Annotated in this window: 22 protein-coding genes; 5 read left to right on the forward strand and 17 right to left on the reverse strand. The window is 71.6% G+C overall.

What is annotated here, in order from left to right; genetic code table 11:
- Positions 1-43: 43 nt before the first annotated feature.
- The 11 genes from mftF to OG984_RS20555 form a co-directional block, all read right to left on the reverse strand.
- Complete coding sequence (gene mftF, locus OG984_RS20505) at positions 44-1,450, reverse strand: mycofactocin biosynthesis glycosyltransferase MftF (protein WP_328528044.1); 1,407 nt, start codon at positions 1,448-1,450, stop codon at positions 44-46.
- The gene (locus OG984_RS20510) at positions 1,447-2,235 is read right to left on the reverse strand and encodes a mycofactocin-coupled SDR family oxidoreductase (protein ID WP_328528045.1); all 789 of its coding nucleotides are present in this window, start codon (positions 2,233-2,235) and stop codon (positions 1,447-1,449) included. The genes mftF and OG984_RS20510 overlap by 4 nt, the downstream gene beginning before the upstream one ends.
- Positions 2,232-2,927 (reverse strand): mycofactocin biosynthesis peptidyl-dipeptidase MftE, encoded by a 696-nt coding sequence (gene mftE, locus OG984_RS20515; RefSeq protein WP_328528046.1) that lies wholly within the window; start codon positions 2,925-2,927, stop codon positions 2,232-2,234. Before mftE ends, OG984_RS20510 begins: the two co-directional genes overlap by 4 nt.
- Positions 2,911-4,107, reverse strand: a complete 1,197-nt coding sequence (gene mftD, locus OG984_RS20520) for a pre-mycofactocin synthase MftD (RefSeq protein ID WP_328528047.1) — start codon at positions 4,105-4,107, stop codon at positions 2,911-2,913. Before mftD ends, mftE begins: the two co-directional genes overlap by 17 nt.
- Positions 4,104-5,336: a mycofactocin radical SAM maturase gene (mftC, locus tag OG984_RS20525; RefSeq protein ID WP_328528048.1), complete on the reverse strand. Its 1,233-nt coding sequence runs from the start codon at positions 5,334-5,336 to the stop codon at positions 4,104-4,106. The genes mftD and mftC overlap by 4 nt, the downstream gene beginning before the upstream one ends.
- Entirely contained in the window at positions 5,333-5,617 is a 285-nt protein-coding gene (mftB, locus tag OG984_RS20530; protein WP_328528049.1) for a mycofactocin biosynthesis chaperone MftB, read from the reverse strand. The genes mftC and mftB overlap by 4 nt, the downstream gene beginning before the upstream one ends.
- Positions 5,617-5,709, reverse strand: a complete 93-nt coding sequence (mftA, locus tag OG984_RS20535) for a mycofactocin precursor MftA (protein ID WP_141802062.1) — start codon at positions 5,707-5,709, stop codon at positions 5,617-5,619. Before mftA ends, mftB begins: the two co-directional genes overlap by 1 nt.
- Positions 5,710-5,798: 89 nt before the next feature.
- Entirely contained in the window at positions 5,799-6,728 is a 930-nt protein-coding gene (locus OG984_RS20540; protein WP_328528050.1) for a 2-hydroxyacid dehydrogenase, read from the reverse strand.
- A 30-nt stretch (positions 6,729-6,758) separates the two neighbouring features.
- The gene (locus OG984_RS20545) at positions 6,759-7,724 is read right to left on the reverse strand and encodes a sugar kinase (protein WP_328528051.1); all 966 of its coding nucleotides are present in this window, start codon (positions 7,722-7,724) and stop codon (positions 6,759-6,761) included.
- Positions 7,721-8,464: a fumarylacetoacetate hydrolase family protein gene (locus OG984_RS20550; RefSeq protein WP_328528052.1), complete on the reverse strand. Its 744-nt coding sequence runs from the start codon at positions 8,462-8,464 to the stop codon at positions 7,721-7,723. Before OG984_RS20550 ends, OG984_RS20545 begins: the two co-directional genes overlap by 4 nt.
- Entirely contained in the window at positions 8,461-9,771 is a 1,311-nt protein-coding gene (locus OG984_RS20555) for an MFS transporter (protein ID WP_328528053.1), read from the reverse strand. Before OG984_RS20555 ends, OG984_RS20550 begins: the two co-directional genes overlap by 4 nt.
- A gap of 137 nt (positions 9,772-9,908) precedes the next feature.
- On the opposite strand from OG984_RS20555, the gene OG984_RS20560 reads away from it, so the two are divergent.
- Positions 9,909-10,697: an IclR family transcriptional regulator gene (locus OG984_RS20560; protein WP_328528054.1), complete on the forward strand. Its 789-nt coding sequence runs from the start codon at positions 9,909-9,911 to the stop codon at positions 10,695-10,697.
- Here OG984_RS20560 and OG984_RS20565 read toward each other — a convergent pair.
- Positions 10,678-11,514 (reverse strand): alpha/beta hydrolase, encoded by an 837-nt coding sequence (locus tag OG984_RS20565; RefSeq protein WP_328528055.1) that lies wholly within the window; start codon positions 11,512-11,514, stop codon positions 10,678-10,680. The genes OG984_RS20560 and OG984_RS20565 overlap by 20 nt on opposite strands.
- A 16-nt stretch (positions 11,515-11,530) precedes the next feature.
- Between OG984_RS20565 and OG984_RS20570 the strand changes: the two genes are divergently transcribed.
- Positions 11,531-12,109, forward strand: a complete 579-nt coding sequence (locus tag OG984_RS20570; protein WP_328528056.1) for a PadR family transcriptional regulator — start codon at positions 11,531-11,533, stop codon at positions 12,107-12,109.
- A gap of 22 nt (positions 12,110-12,131) precedes the next feature.
- Here the strand turns inward: OG984_RS20570 and OG984_RS20575 are convergent, their stop codons facing one another.
- Complete coding sequence (locus OG984_RS20575) at positions 12,132-12,476, reverse strand: DoxX family protein (protein ID WP_328528057.1); 345 nt, start codon at positions 12,474-12,476, stop codon at positions 12,132-12,134.
- A gap of 94 nt (positions 12,477-12,570) precedes the next feature.
- On the opposite strand from OG984_RS20575, the gene OG984_RS20580 reads away from it, so the two are divergent.
- On the forward strand, positions 12,571-13,290 hold the full coding sequence (locus tag OG984_RS20580) for a TetR/AcrR family transcriptional regulator (protein ID WP_328528058.1): 720 nt from the start codon (positions 12,571-12,573) through the stop codon (positions 13,288-13,290).
- Here the strand turns inward: OG984_RS20580 and OG984_RS20585 are convergent.
- Positions 13,264-13,821 carry a TetR/AcrR family transcriptional regulator gene (locus tag OG984_RS20585; RefSeq protein WP_328528059.1) on the reverse strand — a complete coding sequence of 186 codons (558 nt, stop codon included), beginning with the start codon at positions 13,819-13,821 and terminating at the stop codon, positions 13,264-13,266. The genes OG984_RS20580 and OG984_RS20585 overlap by 27 nt on opposite strands.
- Positions 13,818-15,011: a cytochrome P450 gene (locus tag OG984_RS20590; protein WP_328528060.1), complete on the reverse strand. Its 1,194-nt coding sequence runs from the start codon at positions 15,009-15,011 to the stop codon at positions 13,818-13,820. The genes OG984_RS20585 and OG984_RS20590 overlap by 4 nt, the downstream gene beginning before the upstream one ends.
- Before the next feature lie 185 nt (positions 15,012-15,196).
- On the opposite strand from OG984_RS20590, the gene OG984_RS20595 reads away from it, so the two are divergent.
- A complete protein-coding gene (locus OG984_RS20595; protein ID WP_328528061.1) occupies positions 15,197-16,750 on the forward strand; it encodes a sodium-dependent transporter in 1,554 nt (517 codons plus the stop codon).
- A complete protein-coding gene (locus OG984_RS20600) occupies positions 16,747-16,878 on the forward strand; it encodes a methionine/alanine import family NSS transporter small subunit (protein ID WP_328528062.1) in 132 nt (43 codons plus the stop codon). Before OG984_RS20595 ends, OG984_RS20600 begins: the two co-directional genes overlap by 4 nt.
- Positions 16,879-16,965: 87 nt before the next feature.
- On the opposite strand, the gene OG984_RS20605 is transcribed toward OG984_RS20600, so the two are convergent.
- Positions 16,966-17,412 (reverse strand): cupin domain-containing protein, encoded by a 447-nt coding sequence (locus OG984_RS20605; protein WP_328528063.1) that lies wholly within the window; start codon positions 17,410-17,412, stop codon positions 16,966-16,968.
- Between the two features lie 66 nt (positions 17,413-17,478).
- A complete protein-coding gene (locus tag OG984_RS20610; protein ID WP_328528064.1) occupies positions 17,479-20,031 on the reverse strand; it encodes a helix-turn-helix transcriptional regulator in 2,553 nt (850 codons plus the stop codon).
- Positions 20,032-20,123 lie beyond the last annotated feature (92 nt).

Raw genomic sequence — 20,123 nt, forward strand, 5'->3', positions numbered from 1 at the left:
ACAGGCGAGGAACGGGAAACAGCCCGGCCTGGGAGGGGCCTACCTACCCGTTGGGAGAGGTGCCTCCCTGGCCGGTCTTCTGGCCAGGTCGGCGCGGCAGCAGACAGGTCACCGAACGTGCTCTGATCGCGCCGGCCCAGAGCCCTGCTCCGTACGCCAGGTCGTCCAGTCGCCGGGCCAGCGGCCGGTATCTCGTGCCGGGGTTGTCGACCTGGGCGACGACCACGTCGACGAGCAGGGAGGCCGCCAGCGCACGCCTCAGCAGAGCGCTGCGCGGGGCGAGGAGCACGGTCAGCGGCCACCAGTGCCGCAGCAGCAGCGCGGCCTCCTGGCGGACCGTCCAGCCGAGGCCCTGGGCGCAGAGCTGGACGGCGAGCCGGTCGCGTCCGGGGGTCTCGGGCAGCCGCCTTCGCAGCGAGAGGACGCCATAGGCGATCCCGGCGGCGGCCACCGGGAGCGACCACCGCCGCTGCACCAGCAGCGCGGCGGCCGTGGCCGCCATGCTCACCGTCATCACGGCCGGGGCGCCCTTGCGGCCGTGGCGGACCGCCAGGTCGGCGCCGCCGGTGCCGTAGAGGTACTTGCGACCCAGCCAGCCGCGGACCGTGGTGCGGGTGTCGTGCCAGGCGACCTGGTCGGGGTCGTAGCGGACGACCTCACCCGCCTCGACCAGCCGCCAGACGAGATCGACGTCCTCGCCGACGCGCATCGTCTCCTCGAAGCCCTTCCCGAGCCGGTCCGTACGTCCCACCAGGCAGGCGCTGGGCAGCCAGCCCACCGCGGCCCCGGGGCGTACGACGCAGGCGCGGGTGCCGAGGGCGAGGGAGGAGTCGTCCTCGTCGAAGCGCTCGAACCACCGAGGTGCCCGGCTGCGGGCGCGGCTGCGGACCAGCGGCGCGACCAGCGCGACCCGGCTGTCGGCGAAGTGCCGGGTGAGGTTCAGGAGCGTGCTCGCCCGGACGGTGACGTCGGAGTCGACGAACGCAACGAACCGGGTGCGGACGGCCCGCAGGCCGGCATTGCGCGCGCCGGCGGGGCCGAGGTTCTGTGGCAGCTGCACGAGATGGGCGCCGTGCCGGTTGGCGACCCTCGCGACGGCGTCGGGATCGAGCGAGGCGTCGTCGACGACGATGCGATGGAGGCCCTTCAGCGGCTCGAGCGCACGGTCGAGCTGGTCGGGGCGGTCGCGCACCGGGATCACGACGGTGAGCTCCGCCGGCTCCACGCCGGATCCGTCGAGCACCGGGTCGGCCAGGTTCCCGTCGACGAGCCTGGCGGCGAGCGCGTCGGTCGCCGCGTCGACCACGGTGACCTCGCCTTCGGCCAGCAGCGCCCGCGCCGCCTTGGTGAGCCGGACGGCACGCAGCGGCGAACCGCCGACCAGCAGGCGGCCGTCGACGCGGCGTACGTCAGCACGGATGCGGGCCCGGAAGCCGATCGGGAATCTCATCCGCCGAAGCCTCCGTCCGCGTGCACGACGCTGCCGTTGAGGGCGGACCCCTCGGGCGAGCAGCAGAGGGCGATGGCCGCGACGACCTCGTCGGGCTCGAGCGGCCGGCGCAGCAGCTGATGGGCGGCCAGGTCGGCCGCGGTGGTGCCGGGGTAGAGCGCGGCGGTCTGGTCCAGCATGTCGGTCGAGGTCGCCCCCGGAGAGACCGCGACGGCGGTGACACCGGTGCCGACGAGGTCGGCGGCGAGGCCCTTCACCGCACCGACGACGGCATGCTTGACCATCGTGTAGCCGGCCAGCCGGAACAGCCCGTGGGTGCCGGCCGCCGAGGCGACCGCGACGAAGCGGCAGCGCGTCGGATCCGGGCCGCGGAGCATGGCGGGCACGGCCGCCGAGGCGAGGTTCCAGACGCCCTTCGCGTCGGTCTCCCACAGCAGCTCGACCTCGTCCTCCGGCGTCTCCCACAACGGCCGGCCGCCCGCCACGACAGCCGCTGCGGCCACCGCGACGTCCACCTGTCCCCAGCGTTCCTCGGCGCTCGTCACGGCGGCGACGAGCGCCTCGCGGTCCCGGACGTCGGCGACGTACGTCCCGACCTCCGGCCACCCGGCGGCGACGGCCTCCAGGTCGTCCGGCGTGGGCATGGGGTAGGGCGCCGCATCCGGCCCGGCGCAGGCGTCGACCGCGAGCACGGCGTAGCCCGCGGCGGCCAGCCGGCGGACCGTGGCCGCGCCGATGCCGCGAGCGGCACCCGTGACCACCGCCACCGGGCGGGAGGTGCTCATCCCACTGCCACGCCGCCGGGAGCCAGCACGTCCATGGTGGTCTGCTCGATCATCATGGTGAGCGCCTCCGCTCCCGCCGCCGCCGTGGCGCCCGTCGGGTCGCCGAGGACGCCGTTGGCCGAGACCGCCGCGACGCCACCCGCCCGCATCGCCGGCAGGATCTCGGCGAGCGGCCGGGTGTCGCCCGGCTCGGCCAGGTCCATGCGTACGGCCTCCGGGCGCAGGTGCAGCATGAGGGACGTCTCGGTGCGACCGGCGTGCAGGTCGAAGTCCTCGGTGCGGCACGGCAGCCAGCAGGCCGGCTGCCGCTCGAAGGCGAGCTGGTTGACCGCGCTCGTCAGCGCCGCGGCGTTGCCGCCGTGGCCGTTGACGAGCACGACCCGCTCCGCCCAGGTACGGGCCGAGCGGACCAGCTCGACCACGACCAGGTGGAGCGCATCGCTCCCGATCGACACGGTGCCGGCGAAGGACTGGTGCTCGCCGCTGGAGCCGATCGCGATCGGTGGCGCGACCCAGCTCTCGACACCCTGCTCCGCGAGCCGGGCGGCCACCCCCTGCGTGACCGCCGACGCGATGGTGGTGTCGGTGTCGAAAGGCAGGTGCGGTCCGTGCTGCTCCAGCGAGCCGACGGGAACCAGCAGAACCGTTCCCCGGCGCACCTGCGGCCAGGTGGCGTCACCCAGTGCGTACATGGAAGCCGTCCGGGACGATCAGATGCTCCGGCCGCAGCTCAGCGACCGACCCGACCGCCAGCCCCCGCAGGGCCGAGTCGATGCCACCGCTGAGCACGTCGAGGACGTTCTCGACCCCGGCCTGGCCGTTGGCCGCCAGTCCCCACAGGTAGGCGCGGCCGATCAGCACCGCCTTGGCGCCGAGCGCGAGCGCCTTGACGACGTCGGAGCCGCGGCGTACGCCTCCGTCCATCACCACGTCGACCTGGTCACCGACACGGTCCGCGATCGGCTTGAGCATCCGGATCGCGGCCGGGGTGCCATCGAGGTTGTTCCCGCCGTGGTTGGAGACCGAGATGCCCGCGACCCCCGCGTCCACGGCGCGGAGCGCGTCGTCAACCCGGCACACACCCTTCAGCACGAACGGCGTGCCGCTGATCTGATGCCACTGCTCGCGCATCCAGGCGACGTCGTCCCAGGTCGGCGGCGGAGTGGTCATCCACTCGTAGTAGGCACCGAAGAACGTCGGCGCACTGCCGCCGGGCGGGGCGAGGTTGGGTGCGGTGAGGTCGGGGAAGGAGCCCGTACGCCCGAACTGCCACGCCCACCGGGGCCGGGCCGCGACCTGCGGGGCCAGTCTCATCATCGTGCGCAGGTCGACCTTCTCGGGGATCTCCGGGCTGCCCCAGTCGCGGCCGATCGAGAAGGACCAGTCGAGAGTGGCGATCAGGCCCTGGGCGCCGGCGGCGTGCGCCCGCTGCATGCGCTGGACCATGGTGTCGCGGTCGCCGGTCCAGTACATCTGGAAGAACGTCGTCGCGCCGGTCGCCGCGACCTCCTCCACCGACCTGGAGGCGAAGTTGGACAGCCCCATGATGGTGCCGCGGGCCGCGGCAGCCCGGGCGACCGCGACCTCACCGTCGGGGTGCACCGCCTGGACCCCGGTGGGGCTGATCAGGACCGGCAACGGGATCGCATGGCCGAACACGGTCGTGCCGAGATCGCGCTTGGCGTGCTGCCCGACCACGTGGGGTGCCCAGCCGAGGTCGGCGAAGGCGTCCTGGTTGGCGGTCATGCTCTGGCCGCGTTCGGACCCGGCGACCAGAGCGCCGTAGACCGGCTTCGGCAGCCGGCGGCGGGCCCGCTCCTGGGCCACCGCGACCGACTCGAACCACGGGTTCTTCTTCCACGGGTTCTTCACGACAGATCACCTCCGGCGAGCGGGTCCTCGTTGCAGGCGGAGACGGGGCGCCGCCTGGTGGCACCGAGATTGAGCAGCACCGGCGCGTTGCGGCTGGCCTGGCTGCGGGAGTGGTCCTTGCTCGCCGGCGGTACCTGGCGGTCGCCGGCCAATGCTGTCTCGCCGTAGCCCTGGACGCACTCGGGGTCCGGGCCGTCCAACGGCAGTCCGGTGAAGAACTTGGCGGCCATGCAGCCGCCGCGGCAGGCGTCGAAGAACTGGCACTTCGTGCAGGCACCGCCGGTCTGCGGCGAGCGCAGCTCGGTGAACAGCGGCGAGGACTGCCACACCTCCTTGAACCCGCCCTCGCCGAGCAGGTTGCCGGCCAGGAACTGGTCGTGGATCGCGAACGGGCAGGCGTAGACGTCACCGACCGGGTCGATCAGGCACACCACCCGGCCGGCGCCGCACAGGTTGAGACCCGGGAGGGACTCGCCGTACGCGGCCAGGTGGAAGAAGGAGTCGCCGGTGAGGACGTTGTCGCCGTGCGCCATCAGCCAGTCGTAGAGCTCGCGCTGCTGCTCCGGCAGCGGGTGCAGCTCGTCCCAGACGTCCGCGCCGCGACCCGAGGGGCGCAGCCGGGTGAGGCGCAGGGTGGCGCCGTACTCGTCGGCGATGGCCTTGAAGTCGTCGAGCTGGCCGATGTTCTCCCGGGTGCAGACCACGGAGATCTTGGCGTCGGTGAAGCCGGCGTCGCGAAGGTTCGCCAGCGCCTTGAGTGCGGTGTCGTACGACCCCGCTCCGCGGACGCGGTCGTTGACCTTCGCCGTCGCGCCGTCGAGCGAGATCTGTACGTCGACGTAGTCCGTCGAGGCCAGGAACGCGGCGCGCTCGGGAGTGATCCGGAAGCCGTTGGTGGAGAACTTCACGCCGACCTGGTGGTCGACGGCGTACTCCACCAGCTCCCAGAAGTCGGGGCGGATCGTCGGCTCGCCGCCGCCGATGTTGACGTAGAAGATCTGCATGCGCTGCAGCTCGTCGATGACGGCCTTGCACTGCTCCGTGCTGAGCTCGCGCGGGTCGCGCCGGCCCGAGCTCGACAGGCAATGGGCGCACTCCAGGTTGCAGGCGTACGTCAGCTCCCAGGTCAGGCAGATCGGGGCGTCGAGGCCGAACTCGAACTGCTCGACGAGGCTGCCGCCTGCGGGGCGGCCCTGGGGAGTGGTGGGGCGTTCAGGTGCGATGGTCACGCTGCCTCCTGGTCGCGGGGGCGGATCATGTCGGTCTCGGCGAGGGCGCGGAGCGCCACTGCGTACGCGTCGTGCTGCTCCGGCGGGATGCCGGCGGCGTCCAGCGCGCTGCCGAGACGGGGGTGATGCTCGAGGAGCCGCACCACCTCGACCAGCTCCGGACGCTTGAGGAAGGTCAGCTTCCGGTTGCCGAAGTGGTAGGCGAGGGCCCCGAACGGTTCAGGACGCAACGCCACCGAGGGCGAGAGTGTCCACGGCTCCTCGAGCATGCGGTCGGACATCAGTAGACGCCGCACATTCCGTCGATCGAGACCTCTTCGATGAGGTCCTCGGTGGCGACGTCGGTCGGGTTCGACTCGTTCTGGGGTTCCATCTGCTGCTCCTCTCACGTTGTGACCGTTCGCACATTAGTAACGGCGTGAGCGCAGCAACCTCCCCGATCGGAGAGTCTTGCGGGCAGGATCAGGGAGGTGTGGCCACGCCCGATCGAGGCACCACGTTGAGCAGCGGGCGGCCCTCGGCGAAGCGTCGCAGCTGCTCGGCGACCAGGCGCTCGGCACGCGGGTAGAACGTCGCCGCACCGCCGCCGACGTGCGGGGTCACGATCGCGCCGGGCGTCGACCAGAGCGGGTGGCCGGCGGGGAGCGGCTCGGGGTCGACGACGTCGAGCGCGGCGCGGAGTCGACCCGTGGAGAGCTCGGCAAGGAGCGCGTCGGTGTCGAGCGTGCGGCCGCGACCGATGTTCACCACGAGCGCGCCGTCGGGCAGCAGCGCCAGCTGCTCGGCGCCGATCAGGCCGATGGTGCCGGGCTTCTCCGGAAGCGTGAGCACCACGGTGTCGGCGGTGGGCAGCAGGTTCGCGAGCTCGTCGACGCCGTGAACGTTCCTGCCCGGGTCCGCCCTGGACGCCACCCGCACGATCTCGGCCTCGCAGGCGAGCAGGCGCTGCTCGAGCGCGGCGCCGATCGAGCCGTACCCAACGATCAGCACCAGTGAGTCGGCCAGCGACCGGGTGTGCTCGGGCTGCCACCGGCCGGCGTCCTGGTCGCGCACCCAGCGGGGCAGCTCCCGCTGGGCGGCGAGGATCAGGCCGAGCCCGTGCTCGGCGGCGCTGGCGTCGTGCAGCCCCCGCCCGTTGCAGAGCGTGACCTCCGGCCCGATGAGCGGGAGCACCTTCTCCACCCCGGCGCTCAGGCTCTGGACGGCACGGAGCGCAGGCATCCGCGGCAGCAGGTCACGGCCGGCGCTCACGCCGTAGGGGAGAACGTAGAACGCGACGTCGGAGACATCGGCAGGCGGTGAGCCGGCGCCGTCGAAGACCTCCACCTGCAGGCCGTCGGGCCAGCCACCCATCTGGTCCTCCAGGTGGGCCCACGGCACGAGTACGCGCATCGAGCTGTTTCCTTTCGCTGATGTCATCGGTCAGGCGGCCACCGAGCTGGTCGCCAGGAAGTGGTCCAGCTGTTCCCGGTCGGGAAGGCCGTCCTTGTCGCCGGTGGAGGTGGTGGCCAGCGCACCGACCGCGGCGGCCCGCTCGAGCGCCGGACCGAGCTCCAGCCCGTCCAGGTGGGCGCTGATCAGTCCGGCGGCGAAGCCGTCGCCGGCGCCGACGGTGTCGACGACCTCGACCTGGAACGCAGGTTGCCGGACGGCCCCGTCCGGGCCGAACGCGACGGCTCCGTGACAGCCGTTCTTGACGACCACCCGCGCGACGCCCGCGGCGAGATAGTGCTCGGCGATGCGCGCGGGGTCGCCATGACCGGTCAGCACCCGGCCCTCCTCGACGCCGGGCAGCACCCAGTCGGCGAGCGCGGCCACCTCGTTCACGACGGCGACCATCTCCTGCTCGCTCGCCCACAGCGACGGCCGCAGGTTCGGGTCGAAGGACACGCTCGCGCGGCCCGCCCGGGCCGCCGCCACCGCCTGGAACGCGAAGTCCCGGGCCGACTCGGAGATCGCCAGCGGGATGCCGGTCAGGTGGAGGTGACGGGCCGAGGAGACGTACGTCCCCATCGGCTCGCTCCACGCCAGCCGGCTCCCCGCGGACCCGCGCCGGAAGTAGACCACCTCGGGGTCGCCACCGTCGGCCCTCGACTTGAGCTGGAAGCCGGTGGGGGCGGTGTCGTCGATCTCGACCCGCGACAGGTCGATCCCGCAGCCACGGAGCTCCTCCTCGACGAACAGGCCGAGCGGGTCGTCGCCCAGACGTCCGACCCAGCCGGACCGATGGCCCAGCCGCGCCAGCCCGGTCGCGACGTTGGTCTCGGCCCCGGCGGTCGCCCGGCCGAACGTCGCCGCCCGGTGCAGCGGCCCGCTCTCGCGGGCGACGAACATCGTCATCGCCTCACCGAAGGTGACCGCGTCCAGGCCGGTGTCGATGTCGGTCATGCCGCACCCCTCTCCGTACGTCGCTCCCGCACGCCCTCGATCACCGGATTGATCAGCTCCCCGATGCCCGCGACGCTCGCCGTGACCTGCTGTCCGGGCCGGATCGGGAGACTGGCCCCGGGGGCACCGGTCAGGATCACGTCCCCCGGCCCGAGCGGGAGGAAGCCGCTGACCCACGCCACCACCTCGGCGACGGTGCGGGCCAGCTGACCCGTGTCGGCCGGCGCTGCAGCAGCGTCCTCGACCTCCAAGCCGACGACCGCGCCCGCCGGGTCGAGGTCGGTCTCGATCCAGGGACCGAGCGGGGTGAAGCCGCGTTGGCCCTTGGCCTGCGTCCACAGCGAGTCCTGGACCTGCAGGTCGCGCGCGGTGACATCGTTGGCGACCGTGTAGCCCAGCACCCTGCCCGAGCTCCCGATCACGACCGCGAGCTCGGCCTCCGCGTGGACCAGCCCGAGGCCGGCCGGCACCGGCACCGGGTCACCGGGGCCGATCACCGACCGGGCCGGCTTGAGGAAGGCCTGCGGCGGCAGCAGCCGGTCGGCCGGGCCGGTGTTGTGCGCCATCCCGACCACCGTGCGCGGCTCGACGGGGGCCAGCACGCGGGCAGCAGCGAAGCCCACCCTCCTGTCCAGGCACCGGATCTCGTCCGCGAACACGTCCTCGATCAGCCGGTAGCCGTCGGCCTCGACCACCGCATGGTCGATTCCGTCGGGGTGCTCGATCCGGGCGATCCTCATCGAGCGGTCTCCGAAGCGTTCTGCGAGGAGGTCTCCGCGGCCGGCGCCTTGACCAGCAGCATCACCACGGCGGCCAGCGCGAGGCAGCCCGCCATCAGCAGGAACGACGCGTCGGTGCTCCCGGTCGTGCCGTTCAGCCAGCCGACCAGGTAGCTGCCCGCGAACCCGCCGAGCGCACCGAAGGAGTTGATCAGCGCGATCGCCGCTCCGGCCACGTTGCGCGGCAGGAACTCCGGGATCTGGGCGAAGTAGGGACCGTAGGGGGCGTACATCGCGCCACCGGCGAGGGTGAGCAGGATGAACGAGAGCCAGAACTGGTCGGGACCGAGCAGGTAGGAGCCGTAGAACGCCACCGCACCGACCAGCAGCCACGGCCACACGAACCGCCCGCGCGTCCCGGCACGGTCCGAGGCACGGCTGTTGACGATCATCAGCACGACCGCGAGGACGTACGGGATCCCGGAGATGAGGCCGGACATCCCGATGCCCTCACCGGAGGCCGCCTTCACGATCGAGGGGAGCCAGAAGACGAAGCCGTAGACGCCGACGCTCCACAGGAAGTACTGCAGCGAGAGCAGGATGACGTTGCGCGACCGGAAGGCCTCGCCGTAGCCCTTGACCGGGGTCAACGCCCGCTGCTCCTGGTTGAGCTGCTCGACGACCGCGTCGCGCTCGGGCGCGTTGAGCCACGTCGCCTGCTCGGGGTGGTCGCTGACCATCGCCCGGAAGACGAACGCCCAGGCGACCGCGGGCAGACCCTCGATGATGAACATCCACCGCCAGTCGGTCGCCTCGATCAGGAAGCCGGACACGACCGTCAGCCACAGCACGGTGACCGGGTTGCCGAGGATCAGGAAGGTGTTGGCGCGGCCCCGCTCGCGGCTGGTGAACCAGTGGCTGAGGAAGATCACCATCGCAGGCAGCACGGCGGCCTCGACGACACCGATCAGGAAACGTACGACGATCAGCGCGGTCGCCGAGCTGAGCAGTCCCTGCACCGAGGCCAGCAGGCCCCAGGCGATCAGGCTCCAGAAGATCAGCGACCGTACGCTGCGCCGCTCGGCGTAGATCGCGCCCGGGATCTGGAAGGCGAAGTAGCCGAGGAAGAAGGCCGCGCCGATGAGCGCGGAGACCGCCGGCGTGATGGCGAGGTCCTCCGCCATACCGCCGGCGATGCCGATGGAGAAGTTGGAGCGGTCGAGGTAGGCGAGGCTGTAGGTGATGAAGACGATCGGCAGCAGGCGCGCCCAGCGCTGGGTGCCGAGCGTCGTCGCGCCGGAGTCGACGCGCGCGTCGGAGGTGGTCATGGGGGATTCCTTTCGCTCCACTCCCGCGTGGCGGAAGTCACTTTCACCATGCGAGTGTGGTGGCGGCCACATCTCCCCGTCAACGAATTCCTTCCATCTTTCAGATATCGCTTCCACCATATGGAAGAATCACGGTCATGGACGACACGACCGAGGCCGGAGCCAAGCGCGACATGGTCGGCAAGGCGCTGCTGCTGCTCGACCGGCTCAGCACCTATCCCTCCGGCGTACCGCTCTCCACGCTCAGCCGCGAGACCGGCTTCCCGCTCAGCACCTGCCACCGGCTGGCGGCGGCGCTGATCCGCGACGGCTACGCGGCCTTCGACGAGGACAGCAAGCGCTACTCCCTCGGGCTCAAGGTCTTCTCGCTGGCCCAGTACGTCGCCCACCGCCGTGGCTTCGCGGGCTCAGCCCTGCCCGCGCTGGAGGAGCTCACCGAGCAGACCCGGGAGACGTCGCTGATGTCGGTCCGCTCGGACCACAACCAGCTCTACGTCCACCACGTCCAGGGGCCCCAGCAGGTCAGCGTGATCGGCACGCCCGGCGGCCTCGGCCCCCTGCACTGCACCTCGATGGGCAAGGTACTGGTGGCGTTCGCCCCCGACTCAGAGCGGAAGCGGCTGATCGACGACCTCGACCTGGTCGCGAAGACGCCCCGCACGATCTCCGACCGCGCCGGGTTCGCCGAGATGATCCAGCAGGTGCGCGAGCAGGGGTACGCCGTCGCGGACGAGGAGCACGAGATCGGCATCCGCGCCCTCGGCGTCCCCGTGCTCGATCCCGACGGCCGTGCCGTCGCCGCCGTGTCGATCGCCGCGCCGTCCTACCGGATGGAGATGGACCGGATGGTCGAGCTGCTCCCGCACCTGCGGGCCGCCGCCCAGCACCTCGCGGTCGTGCTCCCGATCACCTCGCGGCGTACGTGACGATCTGCTGACCGATCTCGGTGAGGCGGTCGTCCTCGACGACGAGATCCCAGCCGTGGCCCACCTCGGCGGGCACGAACGTCGAGGAGGTGGCCTGTGCCAAAGCCTGGGCGGCGGCCGCCTCCTCGGCACCGTCGGTGTCCTCGGAGATGGCGACCAGACCCGGCGTCCGGATGTTGCCGGCGACCGAAGCCAGCTCCACGTCGGCCCAGGTCGACGGTCCCGAAAGGTCCACCCAGCCGTCGACGTCCACGCCGGCGGCAACGGCTCGCACGGTCTGACTGCCTCCCATCGAGGCTCCGACGAGCACGACCGGCACCCCCGGCCACTGCTTCTCAGCCTCGCTCAGCGCGGCCCGCACCTGCGGCACCGGGTCGTCGAGATCCTCGATGGAGCAGCGGGCGGCGGCGTAGCCGCACTGGTCGTACGAGAGGCCGGCGACGCCCTGCAGAGCCGCCAGGATCGCGAAGTCACCCCATCCGCAGCGGTCGCCGTCGGTCTGATGCAGCATCACCAGCACCGCCGACGGATCCGTGCCCTCCGGCGGCGAGAAGCGGATGGCCGGCAGCGTGAGCTTCGGGCCGGTGACCTGCATCGGCTCCACCCCGGCATCGGTCTCGGCCAGGAAGCACCCGGCAAGCTCACCCTTGAGGTACGGGCCTTTCGAGGGCAGGACAGGCCCCGACTCCTTCGCCGAGGCCGCACTGCTCTCCCCACCCCCTGCGTCGCCGTCCCTGTCATCGCCCTCGACCCCACAGCCGACCAGCAGCACGCTCGCGACCGCCGCACAGACCGCTGCCCGCTTCACGTCCTTCATATGTCAATATTGACATATGCCAGACGTCGGTGCAGCCACTTCCAACCTCGGGTTCGCGATCCTCGGCCTGCTCGCGCGACGCGCGTGCACCGGCTACGAGGTCGCGCAGCGGATGCGCCAGCCCATCGGCTACTTCTGGACCGCACGTCACTCGCAGATCTACCCGGAGCTGAATCGACTCGATGCCGCCGGGCTGGTCGAGCACGAGGTCATCGAGGGCGCCGGTCCGCGGCCGACCAAGCGCTACCGGATCACCGATGCCGGGCAAGCCGCTCTGGCGGCCTGGGTCGTCGGCGATCTCGAGCCACAGCCGGTCCGCGACCTCGAGGTCCTCCGGCTGTGGTCGATCTGGACCGTGGAGCCCGCCGCGGCCGACGAGCTGGTCGGCCGGCTCGAGGCCACCCACCGGAGCGTCCTCGACCGCTACCTCGCCGAGCTGGCCGAGATCGCCGACGACCCGGGCGCTCTCGATCCCACGAACCCGCTGTTCGCCAGTCGGATCACGCTCGAAGGCGGCATCCGGTCGCGGCGTACGGCGTTGGAGTGGTGTGCCTGGATGCGCGCGGAGTTCGCAGCGGCTGAGCGGCGCGGGTAGCCCGCGCGCATCCCGGCGACACTCAGGCCGAGACCGTGCGCAGCGCGATGATCGCGACCGAGACGACCGCGAAGACGGCAGCCGGTGCGATCGCGGTGTCCCGCACGCGCACGTGCGCGATGACCGCGCCGAGGAAGTACAACGTCGTGCCGATCGCGGCGGCGACGCCGAGCGGCCACCAGAACAGGCCGATGATCAGGCCGGCCGCGCCGGCGATCTCGAGCAGCGCCAGGATCGGCACGATCCGGGTGACGCCCACCTTCTCCAGGGTCTCGGCCTGGGCGGGGTTGTGGGTGAGCTTTCCGTACGCCGAGAACAGCAGCAGCAGGGCGAACAGGATGCTCAGGACGAGCGTGGCGATGAACATGGCGATGGTCTCCTAGATGATCCGGACTGATGTCTCCGGTATAGGAAGCGGGGAGTTTTCCCCGGTATTCCCGGAGCCGTCGTAGGCTGACGCCATGGGGTGCCCGAACGATCGCGACGAACGCCCGGAGCAAGCCCAGGAACGACCCCGCCGGCCGGCGCGTGCGGAGCGGCGCGACAGCATCCGCAACCGCGAGCGGATCGTCGCGGCGGCCCAGGCCGTCTTCCAGCGCGACGGGATCCATGCGCCGCTCGACCACATCGCGGCGGAGGCCGGCGTCGGCTCCGGCACGCTCTACCGGCACTTCCCAGACCGGGTCTCGCTGTGGACGTCGGTCCTCATCGAACCCCTGCAGACCCATCTCGCCACCGCGCAGGCGGCGTTGTCGGCCGACGACCCGTGGGACGGCCTCGTCGCCTACCTCACCTCCAGCTGCGAGCTGGAGGCCGCGGCCTCCGGCTACGTGAACCTGATGTCCACGCACTTCGAGGGCGGCTCCGAGCTCGCGGTGCTGCGTACGGAGATCCAGCAGACCGTCGAGGCCGTGGTGCACCGTGCCCTCGACGCAGGTGCGGTCCGCTCCGACCTGGCCCCCGAGGACCTGCTCTTCGTGGTCCTCTCCCACAGCAAGGTCATCGAGGTGACCGGGGCAGCCGCCCCCGACGCATGGCGGCGCAACCTGGCCTTCTACCTCGACGCGTTCCGCCCGGAGGCGGCCCACCCCATCGACGTCCCACCCCTCACGCCCCGCCAGATCCTGCTCAGCCTGCTGGTGCCGAGCGTCCGGTCACGGCGACGCGGCCGGACGACCTGAAGACGCCGGCACGAGGAACCGCTCCAGCAGGCGGCGCTCGGCGGCGGCGTCCTCGCCGGGCTCGGTCAGGAACGACAGGATGATGCGCAGGACCCAGTCGGCGAGGTCGGGGTCCTCGGCACCGGGGGCGAGGTAGCTCTGCGCGACGCCGCGGATGATCGGGGAGTCGCGGAGCACCTCGCGCAGCAGGGTGCTGTCGCCGGAGTACCAGGCGGCGAGGTGAGGACGCTCGCGCACGGCCGCGAGGCAGGCGATGACGGCCTCGACGACGCGCCGTCGGGGGTCGGTCACACCGGCGGCAACCTCGGCGACCTGCGCGGTGATCAGCCGTGCCTCGCGGCGGGCGAAGGCGTGGATCAGGGCCTGCCTGTTCTCGAAGTAGCGATACAGGGTCGCCCGCGAACAGCCGGCCGCACGGGCGACCTCGTCCATGCCGGGCTTGTCGACGCCGCGCTCCACGAACAGCGCGCCCGCGGCGTCGAGGATCCGCTCGGCGGCGAGCTCGGTCCGCTCCGCCTCGAGCCAGCTCATCCGGTCACCTCGACCCGGAGACTCACGGGCCTGCGTACGTAGCTCCCCGGCGCCCACACCACAGAGTCGTGGTCGACGGTGAAGGAAGGCATCCGGGCGAGTATCTCGGCGAGGGTCACCCGACCCATCATCCGGGCGGCAGCAGCGCCCAGGCAGTGGTGCGCGCCGTGGGCGAAGGTCAGGATCTGCCGGGGGTCACGGGTGACGTCGAGCTCCTCGGCATCGGCGCCGAACACGCGCGGGTCGCGGTTGGCGGCGGCGTAGCAGAGCAAGACCTTCTTCCCCGCAGGGATCGTGACGTCGTGGAGAGCGACGTCGCGGGTGGTGGTCCGGGCGAGACCTTGGACCGGGGAGGTCAGCCGCAGCAGCTCCTCGACGGTGGCCGGGACGTCCTGCACGGCGAGCTCGCGCTGGTCGGGTCGCTCCGCCAGCAGCGGCAGCCCGCCGCCGAGCAAACCGGTCGTGGTGTCGTTGCCGCCGGCGACCATCGTGAACGCGAACGCGAGCACCCGCAGCAGACCGGCGTCGTCGTCGGCCTGCCCGGCGGCGACGAGGTGGGAGACGGTGTCGTCACCAGGCTCTCGCCGGCGACGCTCGATGAGCTCGGCGAAGTAGCCCATGAGCTCGGCGGCGGCACCGGCTCCGATGCTCTCGTCCTGCGCCGCGTTGGCCGTGACGATCGCGTCGGTCCAGACGTCGAATCGGCCCCAGTCCTCCTCGGGAACGCCGAGGTAGTGGGCCACGACCATGCTCGGCAGCGGTTTGAACAGCTCCTGGACGATGTCGCCGCCGCCAGCCTCCCTGATCGCGTCGATGCGCTCGATGACGAACCGGGTGACCCGGGGAGTCACGTCCTCGACCTGCTTGGGCGTGAAGCCGCGGTTCACCAGCCTCCGGAACGCGGTGTGGGCAGGGGGATCGGTCATCACCATCGGCGGGTTCTCGGTCAGCCCGATCCGCTCGAGCTCGTCGTGCGCCGTCGTCAGACCCCCGGTCGAGCTGAACGTCTCGTGGTCACGGACCGCTGCGTAGACGTCGTCGTGCCTGGTCAGGACCCAGTAGTCGCCCCGGGAGACGTGATGGACCGGGTCGTGCTCGCGCAGGGCGGCGTACATCGGCCACGGGTCGACCCACGTCACGCCGGACGGCGGAACATACGCCGCACGACCGTGATACAGATCTGAGTTCATGTCTCACACAATCAACACTTGGACCGATCTTGTCAATGGGTCGACGATGCCGGCGCCCGTCGACCAACCCCGAGGTCAACTCCCGACGGTCTGGCGACTATGGTGCTGTGATCGGCGTCACAAGCGTCGTCAGCGATAGTTTGGCGCCACAAGCGTCACACGCATCACCGAACAAGGAGGCGGATATGAGCACGACACCAGAGAGCGTGCACGACGATGCGGCAGCGAAACGAGGGGCATTCTCCTCGCGACAAGTCTTCATCTTCGCGGCGATCGGCTCAGCGGTCGGCCTGGGCAACATCTGGCGTTTCCCCTACGTCGCCTACGAGAACGGCGGTGGCGCCTTCGTCATCCCCTACATCGTGGCGCTGCTGACGGCGGGAATCCCGTTCCTGTTCCTCGACTACGCACTGGGCCACCGCTTCCGCGGCTCGGCACCCCTCTCCTTCGCGCGGCTCCGCCGCGGCACGGAGGGTCTGGGCTGGTGGCAGGTCGGCATCTGCTTCATGATCGCCGTCTACTACGCAGCAGTGATGGCGTGGGCGGTGCGATACACGATCTTCAGCGTCAACAAGGCCTGGGGAGACGACCCCGAAGGGTTCTTCTTCGGCAAGTTCCTCCAGCTCGGTGATCCGGGCGTCGACGCCACCCCGGTGTGGGGCGTGCTGATCCCGCTGCTCCTGGTGTGGGCCGCGATCCTGATCGTGATGCTCCTCGGTGTCCAGAAGGGCATCGGCGCGACCTCGGTCGTCTTCATCCCGATCCTCATCGTGGCCTTCGGGATCCTGGTCGTGCGCTCGCTGTTCCTCCCGGGGGCGGCAGAAGGCCTGGACGCTCTCTTCACCCCGAACTGGGGAGCACTGACCGACGCGACGGTCTGGGCGGCGGCGTACGGACAGATCTTCTTCTCGCTGTCCATCGGCTTCGGCATCATGATCACCTACGCCTCGTACGTCCACAAGCACACGGACATGCCGGGCTCGGGGCTCGTGGTCGGGTTCGCCAACTCCAGCTTCGAGCTGCTCGCAGGTATCGGCGTCTTCGCCGCGCTCGGCTTCATGGCGCAGGCCAACGGCGTCGCCGTCAACGAGGTGGCCACCTCGGGCGTCGGTCTGGCGTTCGTCGCCTTCCCGGCGATCATCAGCGAGGCGCCGGCTGGTGCGCTCATCGGCGTGCTCTTCTTCCTCTCGCTCGTCGTCGCCGGTTTCACGTCGCTGGTGTCCGTGATCGAGGTCGTGATCTCCGGCGTGCGTGACAAGTTCGAGATGACCCGCAAGGGCGCCACCATCGCCGTCACCGTGCCGATGGCCGTGATCAGCCTGGTGTTCTTCTCGACCACGAGCGGGCTCTACGTGCTCGACATCCTCGACCACTTCATCAACCAGTTCGGCATCCTGCTCGTCGCCGTGATCTCGATGCTGGTCCTGAGCTGGGGCCTGCGCGTGCTGCCGATGTTCAGCGACCATCTCTCCGACGGCAGCTCGATCGTCGTCGGCGCCTGGTGGCGGATCCTGGTCAGCATCGTGGCCCCGATCGGCCTGGTGCTCGTCCTCGGGCTCGCCTTCTGGGAGGACGTGAAGACCCCCTACGGCGGATACCCGGCCTGGATGCTGGGTGTCTTCGGCTGGGGTGCGGCCGCGGCCGTCATCGTCTTCGGCTTCCTGGCCGCTCAGGCCAAGTGGCGTCACCCTGACGCCCTGTCCAAGGTTCACTTCAACGAGAAGGGAGCACGGTCATGAGTGGCACCGCCATCGTCATGATGCTCGTCGCGATGCTGATCATCTGGGGAGGCCTGGCCCTCGCCGTCGTCAACCTGCGACGCAGCCCCGACCTTCCGCACACGGACGAGATCAAGCGCGACCTCTGAGGGGTCCCATCGACCCGATCCAGGGCCTGTTCCGGACCGCGGCGCACAGCCACGGTCCGGGGCAGGCCCTTCGTCATGCCACGCGGATCATCCGCCCGCGAGCCCGACGCCGTGGCGCTCGGTGACGGAGAGGATCGCGGCCATCGAGTCCGCCGGCGGAAGGTCCGCACGGACAGAGCTGGAGAAGTCGGCGAAGAAGCGTCCGGCACGGTCGCCGGTGACGATCGCGAGGAAGCGGGCGGCGTCGCCGACCACCTCGAAGGTGACCGGAGTACCGGTCGGGCAGACCACGAGCCCGCCCGGCTCGACGTCGTAGGGCTTGCCGTCGACGTACGCCGTGACCCGGCCCTCGAGCAGATACAGCACCCCACTCCACGGTGAGACGTGCGGGGGCGCCATCGGCGCGGCCGGGGCGGTCACCTCGAAGACCTCGAAGGCCCCGAGGTCGTCCTTGACGGCGGCCTTCGCGACGTGGTCGCCATCGATCATCGGGTAGCGTCGGCCCTCGTCGGGCCGTACATAGGTGGTGCTCATGAGTCCTCCTTCGACTGGGTGCCTTTGAGCATCCGCCGCCGGAACGAGCACGGCACGAGTAGTGCGCTACTCGACTCCGAGGAGATCGGACAGCGCCGCCCGCTCCGAGACGCCGAGCTTGTGCCCGGCCCGGTAGAGGTGCCCCTCGACGGTCCGTACCGACAGCGTCAGCCGGGCCGCGATGTCCTTGTTCGACAGCCCCCTGGCGGCCAGGGCGGCGATCTCGCGCTCGCGGGCGGTCAGGGGCAGCGGCCGGGACGCGACCACCAGCGCCGGAGTGCAGGCACCCGACCTCTCGGCCAGCTTCTCGGCAGCGGCAGCCGCGGACAGGGCCGACCCCTGCCGGCCCGCACGACGCTGTACGTCGGCGGCCTGCGCCGCCGCGTCGCCCGCGGCGACGAGATCGCCGATCCCGGCCCACACGTGCGCGACCTGGAGCAGCGCGTCTCCGTCCTCGGCGGCCCACGCCCTGGCATGGGCCAGGGCGGCCTCGACACGTGGGCCGAGCCCGGCCAGCGAGGTCAGCCGCCGCGTGGCCGCCGCGGTCGCGCCCCCGAGCTGGACCGCGGTCTGCCAGGCCAGGACCTCGTACGCCGGAGAGCCGGCCTCGCGGGCGAGGTCCGCCGCCTCGGCCGCACGTCCGATCGCCTCCGTCGTCGCTCCTTCCGCGGCGGCACCCCACGCCAGGGCGAGGAGGTCGTCCGGCAGGTAGAGCCGGTACGCCGGATGGTGCCCGGCAGCCACGCCGGACAGCAGCGGAGCCGCCTCGGCCGGTCGACCGGCCTGCGCCAGGGCGGTGGCGAGCAACGTACGGCAGCGGAAGCCGAACTCATGGCCCGATCCGTCGAACCCCGCCCATGCCTCCCGTAGCGAGACCAGCGCGTCGTCGACCCGGCCGCAGGCGAGGGCCGCGTGACCTGCGACGACGAGTCCCATCAGTCGGGCCGGCCCCGGGAGGTCGGCCGATGCGGCTCGCATCCTTCCGGCCAGGTCGGCGCCCCGGTCCGGGGTGCCGGCGAGCCGGTGCCCGAGCACCTGGAAGTCGGCGAGCCCGAAGCCGGGAATGACGGTCGGTGCGCGGTCGGCGGTGAGCCCGCCCACGACCGCGGCCTCGTCCAGGAGGTCGTGCTCGCCGGTGACGGCGGCCGCCGCGGAGGCGGCGCTGGCGACCAGGATGCCGGCCAGATCGTCGGGAAGGCTGCCTCGCAGCAGCTGCGGGGCGCGATCGATCACGCCGGCGAAGTCGCCTTCTGCCACGTCGAGAACGAGCGACATCGCAGCGGCGTGGGCCGGTGCCGCGCCGGTGGCCTCGGCCGCGGCCAGCGCCAGGCGTGCCTCCTCGGGCCGGGCCATCGTGAAGAGCAGGTTGCCGGCGCGATGCAGCTGCACCAGCGCGAGCGTCCCGGGATCAGGCGCACCCTCGACAAGGTCTACGTGGATCGCCTCGGCCTCCTCGCCGCGGCTGAGCCAGGAGAGCGCGGCGGCGTGCACGATGCGGGCGGGTACCGCGCCGGTGGCGGCTGCGGCACGGGCCAGCCGCTCGGCCAGCGGCAGGTCGTACATCCGGGTCGCCGCCTCCGCGGCACGCAGGAACAGCGCCGGCTCCGGTGGCAGGTCCGAGTCGAGGGTGAGCACCGCCCGCGGGATGGGGTCCGGCTCGGGGTCCAGGGTCTGCGCCACCCGCCCGCGGAGGCGGCGGGCGCGCAGCGTTCCCATCGCGGCGCGGCGTACCTCGCCGTAGAGGGGGTGCGCGAGCCGGGCGACCAGGCCGTCGGTACGCACCAGCCCGCGACTCTCCGCCTCCTCGACGTCCGCCGCGGAGGTCAGCTCGGACAGCGTCGCCACCGCCACCGGCTCGGCCAGGGCGACCACGTCGACGACGTCCTGAACGCCCGCAGCGAGGTCGCCGATCTCCCGCTCCAGGAGACCGGCGAGCTCGGGGGAGATCGCCGGCTCACTGGTCCACCGCCAGATCCCGGACGCCGCCGTGAACCGCCCGGAAGCCACCTCCCCGGCCAGCAGGTGCCGCAGGAACAGCGGACTGCCCTCGGTCATCGTCCACAGCCGGTGTGCGGAGGCCGTGTCGACCGGGCCGCCGAGCACCCGGGCGATCAGCTGGGTGCTCTCCTCGGCCTCCAGCGGCGCCAGCTCGAGGCGCGGCAGATGATCGTCCTTCCACAGCGACATCACGATGTCGGGCGCGGTCTCGCCGGTACGCAGCGTGATCAGCACCGGCGCCAACCGACGCGCCACCACCCGGTGCACCACGATCGCCGAGTGCTCGTCGAGCAGATGGGCGTCGTCGACCGCCAGCACCAGCGGCAGGCCGCGGGCGAGCTGGTCCAGCGCCCGCCCGATCGTCTCGGCCGCCTCCCCCGGTGGCACGTCGAGCAGTCCGGCGAACGCACCCAGCGGGAACGGACGGGCGGCCGAGCTGCCCTGGGCGAAGACGACGGTCTCCCCGCGGCGTACGCAGCCCGCCAACGCCTCGCGGGCGAGACGGGTCTTCCCCACCCCCGCCGGACCCGCAACGATGACGCCCGCCGCACCGGGCCGGACCGCCGTCGCCACCCTGCGCAGCTCCTCGTCCCGCCCGGTCAGCGGCCACGGCCGCTCCATGGCGTCAGGCTAGCCACTCGGTTCCGCGGGCGCATCACTCAAAATGCGGCATCGGCGGCACCGGGCGCTCCGCCACCCCCTGCGTGGCGGAG

The organism is Nocardioides sp. NBC_00368 (assembly GCF_036090055.1).
Lineage (GTDB): Bacteria > Actinomycetota > Actinomycetes > Propionibacteriales > Nocardioidaceae > Nocardioides.